Source organism: Streptomyces glaucus (genome assembly GCF_039533365.1).
Classification (GTDB): Bacteria; Actinomycetota; Actinomycetes; order Streptomycetales; family Streptomycetaceae; genus Streptomyces; species Streptomyces glaucus.
Map to the genome: position 1 here is coordinate 54,927 of NZ_BAAATK010000011.1, position 13,264 is coordinate 68,190.

General features: G+C 69.2%; 10 protein-coding genes and 4 pseudogenes. 5 read left to right on the forward strand and 9 right to left on the reverse strand.

Features of this window, described 5'->3' with window-relative positions; all coding sequences use genetic code 11:
• Nucleotides 1–12 precede the first annotated feature (12 nt).
• Nucleotides 13–768: an SDR family NAD(P)-dependent oxidoreductase gene (locus tag ABD363_RS11075; RefSeq protein ID WP_344602206.1), complete on the forward strand. Its 756-nt coding sequence runs from the start codon at nucleotides 13–15 to the stop codon at nucleotides 766–768.
• Nucleotides 769–1,009: 241 nt separating this feature from the next.
• On the opposite strand, the gene ABD363_RS11080 is transcribed toward ABD363_RS11075, so the two are convergent.
• Together ABD363_RS11080 and ABD363_RS11085 are read right to left on the reverse strand one after the other, a co-directional pair.
• On the reverse strand, nucleotides 1,010–1,267 hold the full coding sequence (locus tag ABD363_RS11080; RefSeq protein ID WP_344602208.1) for a hypothetical protein: 258 nt from the start codon (nucleotides 1,265–1,267) through the stop codon (nucleotides 1,010–1,012).
• Nucleotides 1,268–1,906: 639 nt separating this feature from the next.
• The gene (locus ABD363_RS11085) at nucleotides 1,907–2,482 is read right to left on the reverse strand and encodes a CGNR zinc finger domain-containing protein (RefSeq protein WP_344602210.1); all 576 of its coding nucleotides are present in this window, start codon (nucleotides 2,480–2,482) and stop codon (nucleotides 1,907–1,909) included.
• A 204-nt stretch (nucleotides 2,483–2,686) separates the two neighbouring features.
• On the opposite strand from ABD363_RS11085, the gene ABD363_RS11090 reads away from it, so the two are divergent.
• Nucleotides 2,687–3,310 carry a LysE family translocator gene (locus ABD363_RS11090; protein WP_344602212.1) on the forward strand — a complete coding sequence of 208 codons (624 nt, stop codon included), beginning with the start codon at nucleotides 2,687–2,689 and terminating at the stop codon, nucleotides 3,308–3,310.
• A gap of 10 nt (nucleotides 3,311–3,320) precedes the next feature.
• On the opposite strand, the gene ABD363_RS32620 is transcribed toward ABD363_RS11090, so the two are convergent.
• From ABD363_RS32620 to ABD363_RS11105, 4 genes are all read right to left on the reverse strand, one after another.
• Nucleotides 3,321–3,554, reverse strand: a complete 234-nt coding sequence (locus tag ABD363_RS32620; RefSeq protein WP_425577972.1) for a transposase — start codon at nucleotides 3,552–3,554, stop codon at nucleotides 3,321–3,323.
• Nucleotides 3,555–3,639: 85 nt separating this feature from the next.
• Nucleotides 3,640–3,819: a transposase gene (locus tag ABD363_RS11095; protein WP_344602214.1), complete on the reverse strand. Its 180-nt coding sequence runs from the start codon at nucleotides 3,817–3,819 to the stop codon at nucleotides 3,640–3,642.
• 566 nt (nucleotides 3,820–4,385) lie between these two features.
• Nucleotides 4,386–6,296, reverse strand: coding sequence for a serine hydrolase (locus ABD363_RS11100; protein ID WP_344602216.1), 1,911 nt, complete (start codon nucleotides 6,294–6,296; stop codon nucleotides 4,386–4,388).
• 1,114 nt (nucleotides 6,297–7,410) lie between these two features.
• Nucleotides 7,411–8,148 carry a dienelactone hydrolase family protein gene (locus tag ABD363_RS11105; protein ID WP_344602218.1) on the reverse strand — a complete coding sequence of 246 codons (738 nt, stop codon included), beginning with the start codon at nucleotides 8,146–8,148 and terminating at the stop codon, nucleotides 7,411–7,413.
• A gap of 144 nt (nucleotides 8,149–8,292) precedes the next feature.
• On the opposite strand from ABD363_RS11105, the pseudogene ABD363_RS11110 reads away from it, so the two are divergent.
• Nucleotides 8,293–8,478 (forward strand): annotated as a pseudogene (locus ABD363_RS11110) (DUF4158 domain-containing protein); the annotation flags it as partial.
• Nucleotides 8,479–8,632: 154 nt separating this feature from the next.
• Here the strand turns inward: ABD363_RS11110 and ABD363_RS11115 are convergent.
• Nucleotides 8,633–8,881: a hypothetical protein gene (locus ABD363_RS11115; protein WP_344602220.1), complete on the reverse strand. Its 249-nt coding sequence runs from the start codon at nucleotides 8,879–8,881 to the stop codon at nucleotides 8,633–8,635.
• Between the two features lie 321 nt (nucleotides 8,882–9,202).
• Here ABD363_RS11115 and ABD363_RS11120 point away from each other — a divergent pair.
• A pseudogene (locus ABD363_RS11120) lies at nucleotides 9,203–9,793 on the forward strand (potassium-transporting ATPase subunit KdpA); the annotation flags it as partial.
• Nucleotides 9,793–11,781, forward strand: a pseudogene (gene kdpB, locus ABD363_RS11125) (potassium-transporting ATPase subunit KdpB); the annotation flags it as partial. The pseudogenes ABD363_RS11120 and kdpB, both read left to right, overlap by 1 nt.
• Here kdpB and ABD363_RS11130 read toward each other — a convergent pair.
• Both ABD363_RS11130 and ABD363_RS11135 read right to left on the reverse strand, forming a co-directional pair.
• Nucleotides 11,774–12,161: pseudogene (locus ABD363_RS11130) on the reverse strand (IS5/IS1182 family transposase); the annotation flags it as partial. The pseudogenes kdpB and ABD363_RS11130 overlap by 8 nt on opposite strands.
• Nucleotides 12,162–12,768: 607 nt before the next feature.
• The gene (locus ABD363_RS11135) at nucleotides 12,769–13,155 is read right to left on the reverse strand and encodes a hypothetical protein (protein WP_344602222.1); all 387 of its coding nucleotides are present in this window, start codon (nucleotides 13,153–13,155) and stop codon (nucleotides 12,769–12,771) included.
• Nucleotides 13,156–13,264: the final 109 nt, after the last annotated feature.

Here is a 13,264-nt window from a genome sequence, read left to right on the forward strand (position 1 = left end):
GAGGTGAGAAGAATGAGCAAGCCACTCATGGGCAAGGTCGCCCTGGTCACCGGAGGGTCGCGCGGGCTGGGAGCCGCGACCGTACGGCTGCTGGCCGAGCAGGGCGCCGACGTCGCCTTCACCTACGTCAGCTCCGAGAAGCAGGCGCAGGCCGTCGTCGACGAGGTGCAGGGCAAGGGAGTCAAGGCCGTCGCCTTCCAGTCCGACCAGGCGGACACCAGCCGGGCACCGGCGCTGATCGACGACGTGGTCGCGCACTTCGGCGGCCTGGACATCCTCGTCAACAACGCGGCGATCTCGGTGGAGCAGGGCCGCACGGTGGACGACCCGGACGCCGACACCGCCGCACTGGACCGGATGCACGCCACCAACTACCTCGGCGTGATCGCCGTCATCCGGGCCGCCTCCCGAGTGCTGCGCGAGGGCGGCCGCGTCATCACGGTGAGTTCCGGACTGGGCTCCCGGGTCGGCGCCCCCGGCCTTGCCGACTACGCGGCGACCAAGTCCGGGATCGAGAGGTACACCATGGGCGTCGCCCGCGACCTCGGGCCCCGGAACATCACGGCCAACGTCGTGGAGGCCGGACTGATGGAGGGCGGCATGCAACCGCCGGACCCCGAGACCCTCAAGGCCCTGGTCGGCTCGCTGTCCCTGCAACGCATGGGACACCCCGACGAAATCGCCGCGGCGATCGCCTTCCTGGCGAGCCCCGCCGCGTCGTACATCACGGGCGCCGTGCTGGACGCCCACGGCGGCTACAACGCCTGAACCGAAACCCCTGCCGCCCCGAAGGACATCGCGCCTTCGGGGCGCGCACCGCCGACGACCCGCGACAAGGCGCACGACCCGAAGGCCGTACGCGGTGAGCTGCAACGCCGCCGCAGCCAGACGCTGCTCTCCCGCAAGGCCTTCCCGAACATCAGGGGCCCGGGCAAGCTCCGCCGGTGACCTGAGCCGGGGATCCGCCGTCCGCCGCCGGCGAGTCCCCGGCTCAGGTCACCGGCCGCTGTCAGGCGTCTTCGGGTTCCGGCTCGAACGTGAAGTAGATGCTCAGCGTGCAAGGCAGATCTTCGTCGTGCGTGAAGTCCCAGGAGACATCCACCAAGAAGACGTCGTGTTCCCCCACCCACTCCTGTGCCTTCCCGAAGGCTTCCGCGGCAGTCGCGGCGGGGAACAGCTTCCTGGCCATGGGATGCACCTGAGTCTCCGCATCCGTGTCGTCGAAACCCTCCGGAACATGCAGACAGAGGCCGGGATCGAGGTCCATGGACTGCGTCCTTTCCAGTCGGCTGCTGGTACGCGTCGGCAGAGGCCGACGACCTGAACACGACACCCGATAGGACCGAGGCACCCCGGAAGGGGGTGCTTCCCGTGCCGACGCCCCGAGGCGCGGCAGCCTATCTCGCAGCCCTGAGGTTGTTCCCGGCTGCCTGCACGACCGACGTCCCTTGCTCGCCAGGGCACTGTCACATTGCCGGGTCGGGTGGTACTGACGGCTCGTCGGGGTGATGGCTCGCCCGCGCGGGTCCCCGTGGTCGGGCCGCCGCGGCGGGGCCGGGCTGCCCGCGAGAGCCGGGGGAGAGCGGCGCGGTCGGCCGGTATGCGGGGCTGGGCTTCGGACCCCGCAAGCAGGTGGCCTTTCGAGATCCCGTACGCCTTGAGGGGGTCCCTGCGCATCGCAGGCCGTGGGCGCCGTCCGCTGCGGTGTCCACGGATCCCGCCGGGTGTTCCGGTCGAGTGCTGTCGTGCGTGTCACGGCACCGGCCGCTCACCGCCCACCAGATCACTCATCCACCGCCGACGAGCACGAATCCAAAGCGTGTCGGATCAGTAAGAGATCGTCTCATTCGGCAAGCCTGGGCCAGTGGACGAGGGGACGGCGATACCGGTGAACGCCTGAAAGCGGTCAGTCGACAAGGCTTGAATTACTGCGCTTGTTGGCGAGGAAGCGCGCCTTCTTCTCGCGATTTCCGCACGTGTTCATGTCGCACCATTTCCGTGTGCCGCCTCGGCTGGTGTCCAGGAAAGCGGCTCGGCACGTGGGCGATGCGCACAAGGAGATCTTCCCCTCCCGTTCTCCCGCGAGGACACTGATCGCGTCGGCGGCGATCACACTGAGCGCATCTTCTACGGAAGAAGAGTTCAGTCGCCATTTCCGGCCCCCCTCGGGCGTCAGGATCGCCGAGGCCAGACCCTGAGTGCTGCAGTCATTGATGACTTGGACGGCTGAAGAGGGAAGCGGGTCTTGGTGCGCGACGGCCGTGGCAGCTGTATGAATCGATTCCCTCAGCTCTCGGGCCCGGTCGAGCTGGGACGGGGTGCAGGAGTCGACCGCGAGTCCGTTGACCGCCAACCAGTCTACGAGCCGAGAGGGCACGGGAATTCTCTCCAGCTTTTCACCGTAACGCTCCGACAGTGTTCCCGTGAAGCTGGTCGCCAACACTTTGCCCAGGCGAAATTCGGGAAAGCGAAGAGTAGCCACTGAACCACCTTAGCCGGTTGCCACCTGAAGGGCAAACGTGTTAGAACCGCCATAGGTGGTTCTAAGTCGACTCGGGGATCTCGTGGAGTCCTCCATGGTCAGCAGCATGTGCCCGACCGCCGACTGAGGCGACCCGGCGCGGATCGATCACGTCGGCATCGAGGAGCTCCTGGCGCACCACGCTGAAACCGGAGGTGGTCGACGATGGTGGATTTATCGGTACTGCCCAGCTACGTTGCGGTGATCCTGCTCTTTCTCGCTCCACCCGGGCCTGATATGGCCTACATGCTCGCAGTGGGCCTCGAAGGTGGTCGCCTGTCCGCGCTGAGAGCCATCCTCGGTATAGGAACAGGTATGAGTGTCTATGCCGCCGCCGTCGTTGCCGGGATGGGGGAGATCGCCCGATCGCACCCATCGGTGCTCGATGCGGTGAGAATGCTGGGCGCAGTGTATCTGCTGTGGTTGGCGTACGTGACGATACGAAGCGCGCGTCGCGCGATCGACGGGCACGGGAACATCGCGACAGGTAGATGGTATCTGCGAGGAATGCTGGTCAGCCTGACGAACCCGAAAATAATTCTCTTCTACCTCGCGGTGCTCCCGCAGTTCATGGGGGGTGCAGATGATCCCGAATTGCAGATGGCCGTTCTCGGTGCAATCAACGTTCTGACGGAGATAATTCTTTACGGGTGCATCGGGGTGCTGTCGGGGTTCTTTCATGCACGGCTCACCGGCTCGACAAAAGCGACAGCCGTGCTGAACTATGCTGCGTGCACCGTTTATGTTGTGCTGGCAGTGGCGATCACTGTCGAGATTCTCCTGGCCTGAAAGGGCAATCTCATCCGGCGAGCCCGCGACAGCAGATCAGGGTGCATGCGAGGCCCGTGAAGGCGAGGAAACGCTGAGCTTCGCGCTCGTAGCGGCGATGGAGTCGACGGCATGCAGCGAGCCAGGCCATCGCGCGTTCGATGGTCCAGCGGTGCCGCCCGAACCGTTGGGAGGGCCGGCTCCCTTGCGGGCCATGCGGTGCCGGATGCCCTGCTCGGACAACCGTCGTCGCAGGTGGGAGCAGTCGTAGCCGTTGCCGGCGTACAGTTGGTGGGGGCTTGCGCCGTCGGGGACTTCGCCTTCGGGAGTGGACCTCAGCACGCGCTTGGTCAGCTGCTGCTGCGAGCTGCCTCCTGCGGGGACAGCCCGCCCTCGCCGGTCAGCTGCAGGCCGCTCGCGCGGGCCCGGTCGACCAACGGCCCGACCAACTGCTCGTCCAGCACGTCCGCCGGCACCCCGGCCGGCCGAACCTCTTCAACCGCCTCGGCAGAGACAGTCACGTCACTCATCAGGTACTACTTCCATGATCGGGAGTTGTACCGAAGACCGCACGGACCCGCTGCTTGACCAGACCGGATGATGTGCCCGCACCCGCAGGACCGGAGGCGACCAGATCCTCGTCCTCCAGCGCGGCGGCGCGTACGAGTCCGGGCGCGGCACAGCGACAGCCGGAAGACGCATGGCGGCGCGGACGCGGCCGGACAGGGGCGACCGGGAACGCTGGCGCACGACGGTACGGCCAACCCGGCGGCAGGCGGGGCGGGGACGGCGGTGCCGCCCGTGACGCAGCCGCGGCGGCCCGTTCCGCGGCGGCGTGCACGCGCTCAGTCATGGTCCGCAGGGCCAGGTGGCCCGTGTGCTCGGCGTCCACCGGGTCCCTCAGCAGGTACTCGGCCACCACCGGCCGGTCACCGTTCCGTTGGGCGGCCGACAGTGTGCGTGCCCAGCGGGCCGCCAGCCGGCGTGTCCACCCCGCCGGTGCCCCCGCCCGGGCCGGCCCGGTGATGCGCGGCAGCAGGGGACGGACCTCGCCCGGGCCGAACCCGCGAGCCGGCGGCGGCCGGGGAGGACCAGGTCAGATGGCCTGTTGCACTTTCCACATCAGGTCGTCGAACTCCGCGGCGAGCGCGGTGTTCGGACGTCCGGTGTTGCAGACGGCGCTCCAGGCGCGGCCGTCGGAGGGCCGGACGAGGGTCGCCTGGGTGCCGGGCAGGGTGCCGTCGTGCCAGATGGTCCCCACGTTGTTGACCCACCACCCTCGGGCGTAGCCGGACTCGGTGGGGGTGACCGGGCGGACCGAGGACGCGGTGGTCATCGCTGTTCGTGTCGCGGGCCGCAGCAGGTCGGGGGGTGTCGGCAAGCCGTCGACGGAGAAGAGGAAGCGGAGCACTTCGGCTGGCGTCATGACCCAGCCGCCATGGGCGTCCATCCGGTCGACCCGGATCTCGTAGGGCGCTTCGCGGTTGAGGCCGAAGTACATCGCCTCCTGGCCATGCCGGTTCGCCGCGGTCGCGCCGGCCAGGACGGACTGGCCGGCGTTGCTCGGCTCCATCACGGAACGGTCGACGAACTGCGCGTACGACATCCCGCTCACCCGCTCGATGATCCGGCCGAGCAGGCAGTAGCCGAAATTCGAGTAGGCGTAGGTGGTGCCGGGGTCCGTGGTGAGCGGCCGGTTGTTGAGCGTCCAGGAGATGAGCGCGTCCTGTCCCAGGTGCTTCTGCTGGAACATGGGGTCGTCGCTGTCGTTGGCCCAGCCGCCGGCGGAGTGTTCCAGCAGGTGCTGCAGTCGCAGGGCAGCGAGCCGGGCGCTGTAGGGCTGTGTCCCGTACGTGGTTCCCAGCAGTGCCCCCGTGCCGAACACCTTGTCCGTCAGGGCGAGGCGGCCCTGGTCGATGAGCAGGTGTACGGCGGTGGAGGTGATGGGTTTGGCGACGCTCGCGACACGGAAGCGGTGGTTCGGCGTGGCGATCTCGCGGGTGATGCGATTGGCGTAGCCGAAGGCGCCGGTGGCCCGGATCGCGCCGTTGCGGGCAAGCGCGAAGGAGAATCCCGGTACGGCCCACTTCTGCATGAAGGGCACCACCAGTCCTGCCGCGGCGCCGGCGCTGGGGCTGGTCTCCGGGGTCGACTCCCAGATGGTGGTGTAGCGTGCCGAACTGCCGTCCCTCGCGCCGCTCACATCGACCAGGCGCAGCCGTGCGGCCGAATTGGCGTCGAACTGGCCCTGGTAGTCGGCGTGCGGGAGGCCGTGGGCCGCGTTTCCCGGATGACCGGGCGAATTCTCCCAGATACCCGCGTACCGGATCTGGCCACCGATCGGGTAGCCGACCACTCGCACCAGACGGAAGCCGCGCTGTTTCTGCGCGTTGAATTCGTCCTGGTATTCCTGCGCCGTCAGACCGTGCCGGGCCGTCCATGCGGGGCCGGCGTAACGGTCCCAGATGCAGGCGAAGCGCACGCCGTTCTGGTCCTCGTAAGGGGACACACAGCGTAGGCGGAAGCCCTTGTTCGACAAATCGGTGAACAGGGCTTGGTATTCGTCTCCGGTCAGTCCGTGGCGGGCGGCCCACTCCAGGCCTTGCTCCTGTTCCCAGATCGCGCTGAACAGGACGGTGTTCCCCGAGCGGAACACCGACAGGTCGACAGGCCGGAAACCGTCGCTGCTCAGCGAGGTCACCGCTGCCTGGTAGTCGCTGGCCGAGATGCCATGCCGGGCCCGCCAGGCGCTCCCGCCCTGGATCGCCCAGATACTGGCGAAGCGCGGGATGCCGCCCAGTTCATAGCCTGCGATCTTGAGAAGTCGGTAGCCCCTGCCGGTGAGCCGGTCGAACTCGGCTTGATGCTCCGCCGCGGTGAGGCCATGACGGGCTTGCCAGTCGGTGATGATCATAATCAGCTCCAGTGCTCGGATCGCCCCATTTCGATGGGAGGCCCGGGCGGGCGAGGAACGGCTTTCGCTCTTGTCCGGCTCGCTGACGAACAAGCCGCAAGGGAGGGGGAAGGGCGGTCGTATGACCCGGATCCGTCGTGCGGCTGCGCATGCGAAGAGACGGGCACTCCGGCGTCACCGACCGCCGCGACATGGGGTGATCTTCACTCCTCCGGCGGCCTTCACGGCATGGTGACGCGGAAGGCCCCGGATACAGGCTCGAAGGCCCCGGATACAGGCTCGAAGGCCCTGGATACAGGTTCTTGCAGACCGGGGGGAGCCGCAACCGGGCGATCGCTCCCGGGCACGCCTCGGGGGGAACACGAGGGCGTACCTTTCATCTGGTACGGCGCCCGTCGCCGTGTGCTGCTCACCGCCCCGCGGCGGTCGACGTGCCCGTCCGGCCCACGCGGCGCCCATCGCTGACCGACCCCTGCCCTGGGGGTTCCTCATGACTGCCATCGGCATACCGGGCCGCCGGCCACGCCGCTCCCGTGCCCGCGGCGGCCGGCGCCACACCGCCGGTACGCGCCGAGTCCGGCGCCGCGTGCGGCCGGCTGCTGCCCGGGACGGACGACCCGTCATGGGACACAGAAGGCGCCAACGGTGTCGGCACCGTTCCAGCCGCCCGACTCAGGGCGGACGCGGCCGTTCTCCACGCTTCGAGATGCCGGGTCACGGAACTCAAGGGAACGGCCGCTGTGTGTGAGTCTCCTCGCCCACGGCCCGCAAGCGAGGTGAAGAAGCCCTGACCCACGGGCCCGGCCCACTCCGTCTCGCGGAGGTCCTCGGGCTCGACGAGAAGACCGCGATGCGCTGCGCGGACTCCGCACGATCCCTGCTGGAACAGGCCGCCGAGCCGGGGTTCAGCCGAGATGCGCGGCAAGGGGGCGATGAGCAGATCCTGATGCGGCTTTACGCGTGGTCAGCACAGTGACGCCGCAGTAAGTGCGTACATCTCGCCCTGGAAGCCGGAACGGTCCGCCGCAGGTCGCGACGATCACGGCCGGGGCTCCGTCGCAGTGAGTCCGGTATTCCCTGCGGCAGTCGGGAGTGCGTCTTTGCGACCGCACGACTGTCCGAATGCGGGTCTGCTGTGAGGGTTCGAGGGGAGGAGACTGTCGGTGCGCGACGCCGACCAGGCCTGGCACCAGCGTGTTTGCCTGGGTCATGCCCCCAGGTCCTCCGTCACGGGCAGGCACTCGGCGAGCAGGGCGACGACGTCGCGCCAGGCTCGCTGCGCGTGCTGCCGGTGGTAGCCGACGCCGGGGACCACGGGGTGGTCGACCGGCGGATGGTGGAAGGCGTGCAAGGCCCCGCCGTAGACCGTGAGGCGCCAGTCGACGCCCGCGGCCTGCATCTCAGCGGTGAACGCGTTCCGTTGCGCGGGCGGCATGATCGGGTCTTCCGACCCGACCCCGGCCCACACCGGGCAGCGGATGCGCGCCGCCTCGCCCGGTCGGCCCGTGGTAGTTGCGTTGACTGTCCCGATCGCGCGCAGGTCGACGCCGCCGCGCCCGAGTTCCAGCCCGACGGCGCCCCCGGTTCCGTAGCCGACGGCGGCGATCCGGTCGGGATCGGTCCGGGGCTCGGTGCGCAACACGTCGAGCGCCGCATGGCCGATCTCCCGCATCCGGTCGGGATCAGCGAGCAGTGGCAGGCAACGGGCCAGCATCTCCTCGGGGTCACCCAAATAGCGCCCGCCATGAAGGTCGAAGGCCAGCGCTACATATCCCAGCTCGGCGAGAGCATCGGCCCGGCGGCGTTCGACGTCGCTGAGCCCCATGCCCTCTGGTCCGAGCAGCACCGCGGGCCGACGGTCGACACCGGCCGGGAGCGCGAGGTGCCCGATCATCGTCAAACCGTCCGCCGGGTACTCGACCGTACGCGTCGTAATCGCCGTCATGAGACTGGACTGTAGTGATCGTCGAGCCCGGTCCGGCCGGTGTTCTGCCGCCGGCAGAACAGCACGGGTGTCCCTCCGGAATACGGGGCAGGCCCGGCGCTCGGGGCTTCAAGATCATCCCGTTGCCCCTTCTGGCGCGTATCTCGCCACATCGGTCGGTTCCTCCCCGACGATCCGCTCGATGCGCCGTGGCCGGTGATCGAGCATCTGGTCGCGCAGCTCGGCACCGAGGACGCGTCGTCGGCGAAGCGGTACACCGAGCGGCCCAAGCCGGCCTACGAGCACGCGTGGGAGATCCGGGACGCCTACGAGTACCGCGAGTACGAGAATCGCGTCAGCGCCCTCATCCCGACCGGACCATGATCCGGGCCGGCGGCTACCGCTGATTTCCGTCCGGATACGCCCCGAGGGCCTTTTCGAGACCGTTCACGTTCCCGGGCGCAGGCCGGCGCCGGCGCCCGGGAGGTAAGGGCGAGGAGTCCGGCTAGCGGACCCACACCTCCCAGATGCCGTTGTTCCACCGGCACTGGAACTCGCGGTATCCCTGGGTGTTGTGGTCGATGTAGTCCCGTCCCTCGACCTGGCAGGCGTGGTGCGTGGGGAACCCGCCGGCCAGGTGGAAGCCGTCGGGGTCGGTGGGGAAGGCCGAGGCTGTGCCCGCGGTCAGCGGAACGGCGAGCAGGGCCGCGCCTGCCACGGCCGCGGCGGCGATACGGGAACGCCAGGAGGTCATATGTCTCCTTCGGTAGAGGGCCGTCCGGCTGTGCGGCCGCCGCCCTGCGTGCGGTGTACGGGGAGCAAGACGGATCGCGGGCGTCAAAGGTTCACCCCCCGCGCCGATCCGCCCAGGAGGCGCCAGCGGGTGGTGATCATGCCGTCCTCCGGGCCGGTGGCCGGGCGGTGGCGGGGTTGGGCCGGTGTCCGGCGACGGGGTTGCGCTCCCAGCGGTCGCCCTCCTCCGCGCAGCTCAGCAGGGCGCGGGAGCCGTCGGCCCAGCCGCCGCGGCGGCCGATGCGTCCGAGGGTGCGGCCGGCGCGGCGGGCGGCGGTGGCGAACCCTGCTCGGCATGATGCTGGGCGAGATCGCGCCCGGCGGCGTGGGCTCCGGCCTGTACGGCATGCCGATCATGGCCGTCGTCGCGGTGTTCATCGCCGGCCTGATGGTCGGCCGCACCCCCGAGTACCTGGGCAAGAGGATCGGCACCAGCGAAATCAAGCTGGCGGCCCTGTACATCCTGGTCGCACCGGCGCTCGTGCTGGTCTTCACCGCCGTCGCGATGGCCCTGCCGACCCCGGCGAACTCCATGACCAACAGCGGTGCGCACGGCTTCTCCGAAATCCTGTACGCCTACACGTCCGCCTCGAACAACAACGGCTCGGCCTTCGCCGGCCTGAACGCGGACACCCGGTGGTTCGACACCACGCTCGGCATCGCGATGCTGCTCGGCCGCTTTCTGCCGATGCTGTTCGTCCTGGCCCTCGCCGGCTCGCTGGCCCGGCAGACGCCGGTGCCGGTCACCGCGGGCACCCTGCGCACCGAGAAGCCGCTGTTCACCGGCCTGCTGGTCGGAGCGATCCTGATCATCACCGGTCTCACGTACTTCCCCGCCCTCGCGCTGGGTCCGCTCGCCGAAGGGCTGGCGTGATGACCACCCGCACTCAGAAGCCAGAGGACCGCATGTCCACTCCCACCCTGGCGCCCCACCAGGACGCGCCGACGGGCCACAAGACCCCCGAGGGCCGTGTCGACGCGGGCCTGTTCGACCCCAAGCAGCTGCTGAAGTCATTGCCGGACGCGTTCGGCAAGCTCGACCCGCGGGCGGTGGTCAAGTCCCCCGTGATGTTCGTGGTCCTCGTCGGGTCGGTCCTGACGACGGTCCTCTCCGTCACGGACCCGGGCGACTGGTTCGGCTGGACGATCAGCGCCTGGCTGTGGCTCACCGTGATCTTCGCGAACCTCGCGGAGGCGGTCGCCGAGGGCCGCGGCAAGGCGCAGGCCGACACCCTGCGCAAGGCGAAGACCGACACGGTCGCGCGCCGCCTTCTCCCGGACGGCACCGAGGAGCGGGTACCCGGCACCGGGCTGAAGGTCGGCGATCCGGTCGTCTGCGAGGCGGGAGACGTCATCCCGGGCGACGGTGACGTCATCGAGGGCGTCGCGTCCGTCGACGAGTCGGCCGTCACCGGTGAGTCGGCGCCCGTCATCCGCGAGTCGGGCGGTGACCGTTCGGCCGTGACCGGCGGTACGAAGGTCCTCTCCGACCGCATCGTCGTCAAGATCACGACGAAGTCCGGCGAGACCTTCATCGACCGGATGATCGACCTGGTCGAGGGCGCGGCCCGGCAGAAGACGCCGAACGAGACCGCACTGAACATCCTGCTCGCCTCGCTGACGATCGTCTTCCTGCTGGCGGTGGCGACCCTGCCACCGTTCGCCGGCTACGCGGGCTCCCCCCTGTCGACGGTGGTGCTGGTCGCCCTGCTGGTGTGCCTGATCCCGACCACCATCGGCGCCCTGCTGTCCGCGATCGGTATCGCGGGCATGGACCGCCTGGTGCAGCGCAACGTCCTGGCGATGTCGGGCCGGGCGGTCGAGGCAGCGGGTGACGTCTCCACGCTGCTGCTGGACAAGACCGGCACCATCACGCTCGGCAACCGGCAGGCCGCCGAGTTCGTGCCGGTGCGCGGCACCACCGAGGCCGAGGTCGCCGCCGCCCGGCTCTCCTCCCTGGCTGACGAGACGCCCGAGGGCCGCTCCATCGTCGCCCTGGCCAAGGCCACGTACGGGCTGCGCGAGCGCCACCAGGGCGAACTGGCGGGCGCCGAGTGGATCGCCTTCACCGCGCAGACCCGCATGTCCGGTGTGGACATCGACGGCAGGAAGATCCGCAAGGGCGCGGCCGGTTCGGTCGTCGCCTGGGTCGAGGAGCGCGGCGGCCGGGTCGCCGGGGACGCCGGCACCGTCGCCGACCGTATCTCCGAGGCCGGCGGCACCCCGCTGCTGGTCGCCGTCGAGGACACCGGCGGCACCCGGGTCCTGGGCGTCATCCACCTCGAGGACGTCGTCAAGGAGGGCGTGCGGGAGCGGTTCGAGGAGCTGCGCCGCATGGGCATCAAGACGATCATGATCGCGGGTGACAACCCGCTCACCGCCAAGGCGATCGCCGGGGAGGCGGGCGTCGACGACTTCCTCGCCGAAGCCACCCCCGAGGACAAGACGGCCCTCGTCAGGCGGGAGCAGGCCGGCGGCAAGCTCGTCGCGATGACCGGTGACGGCACCAACGACGCCCCGGCGCTCGCGCAGGCGGACGTCGGCGTGGCGATGAACACGGGAACGTCGGCCGCCAAGGCGGCCGGCAACATGGTCGACCTCGACTCCAACCCCACCAAGCTGATCGAGATCGTCGAGATCGGCAAGCAGCTGCTGATCACCCGGGGCGCGCTGACGACGTTCTCCGTCGCCAACGACGTCGCCAAGTACTTCGCGATCACCCCCGCTCCGTTCGCCGCCGCCCACCCGGGCCTGGACGAGCTCAACGTCATGGACCTGTCCTCGCCGGACTCCGCGATCCTCTCGGCGGTGATCTTCAACGCGCTGGTGCCGCTGTCCCTGAAGGGCGTGCGATACCGGCCGGGTCGGCGAGAACCTGCGCGTTCATGCCGTGATGCCTCTTCTTCCCGGAGTGGTGGGCGGTCGGCGGCGATGCGGTCGATCGGCAGGAGCGTGCCGTCGAGGATCGTGTACGCCTTCCTGCGGACCGTGTCCATGGCCTGCTCCGGCGTCGGAGCGAGCGGGGCCAGGGGGGCGACGGCCTCGCGTATGTAGCGGTAGACCGTCGCGAGGCGGGCGTAGGTGTCACCGCAGCGCAGGTGCGCGAGGACGAGCAGGGCTTGCCGGCCGCAGGTGAGGAGGCGCCGGCGAGAGCCGATCCGGCGCCGGTGCCCCGCGAGCAGACCGGCGAGACGCTGCAGGGTGCGGCTGGACAGGTCGATGGCAGACGAGTGGACAAGCACGAGAGCCCCTGACGGACTGGTGATCTTGGCCGTGAACCCGTCTACCGGGAGCTTTCTTCATGCCCGCAACCGGGGCGCCGACCCAGCCACCCGTCAGGTTGGAAAAGGCTCACCGACAACGGCCGGACGCCGGCAGACACGGCAACCGGCTGCTGCCTTCGAAACTGACGAACATCTCCTGGCTCCGCGGTCCCCAACTGCCTCCCCGATTCATCGACAAACGCTGTCGGTGAACATGCGCAAAGCCACCCGTCGCTGACTTCATGCCGACATACGTCCAGTCCTGCCAGCATCTGCCCTGTGCCGGCAGCAGGAGCTCACGGTGGTTCTTCCCCGGACGCCAGCCCGGCCGGCCGATGAACCCGGTCAGCCTTCAAGTGCGCTTGCGCGAGACCGGCGTCCTGCCGCAGCGCGGCAGGAATTCCGCGATCCGACAGCTCGTCCTCCAAGCCCCGGCTCCCGTCATCGCGAAGGCCCTCGGTCACCACGGCAAGACAGCCACCCGCCTGGTCACCGAAGCTGGAGGAACCTGGCGCCGATACGCTCCCGGCGACCACACACGGTGATTGCGCCTGAGCTCGGTTCGTCGCTCCACACGCTCGCGAGATCAGTCGTCCGGCGGAGACTCCCGGTTCAGAAGCTGTAGTACCTCCTGCTGCCGCCGATGAGATCCGGGCAGCAGGGGCTGCACGAGGGCGAGATGCTCCGTGCTCGACAAGCCCTGGTGAGCAGGCGGCTGCGCCGGGTGATTCCGATCAAGGGCCTTGTTCATCGAAGCACAGAACAGGTACGCCCTTCCCAAGGCCTCCGAGTCGAAAACGATCTGTCCGGCCGCCACTGAATCGACCGGGCCCCATACGCCTTCGACCAAGGCGCCCAGCACATCAACGGCGACCGCCGGATCACCGGCCGGGTCCCACCGGGCATGCATGAGCGCAGCGCGCATGCCCTCGGCCGACTCCGAAGCCGACGGCTCCGCCGGATCGCTCGCCATCCCCGCATCGTCCCGGCCTGACTCGTGGAAAACCACCCTGAACCAGCTACTCGCCGTGACCGAAGTCAGGGATACCCAGCGAATACACGACACCTCGACATGCGAGCCC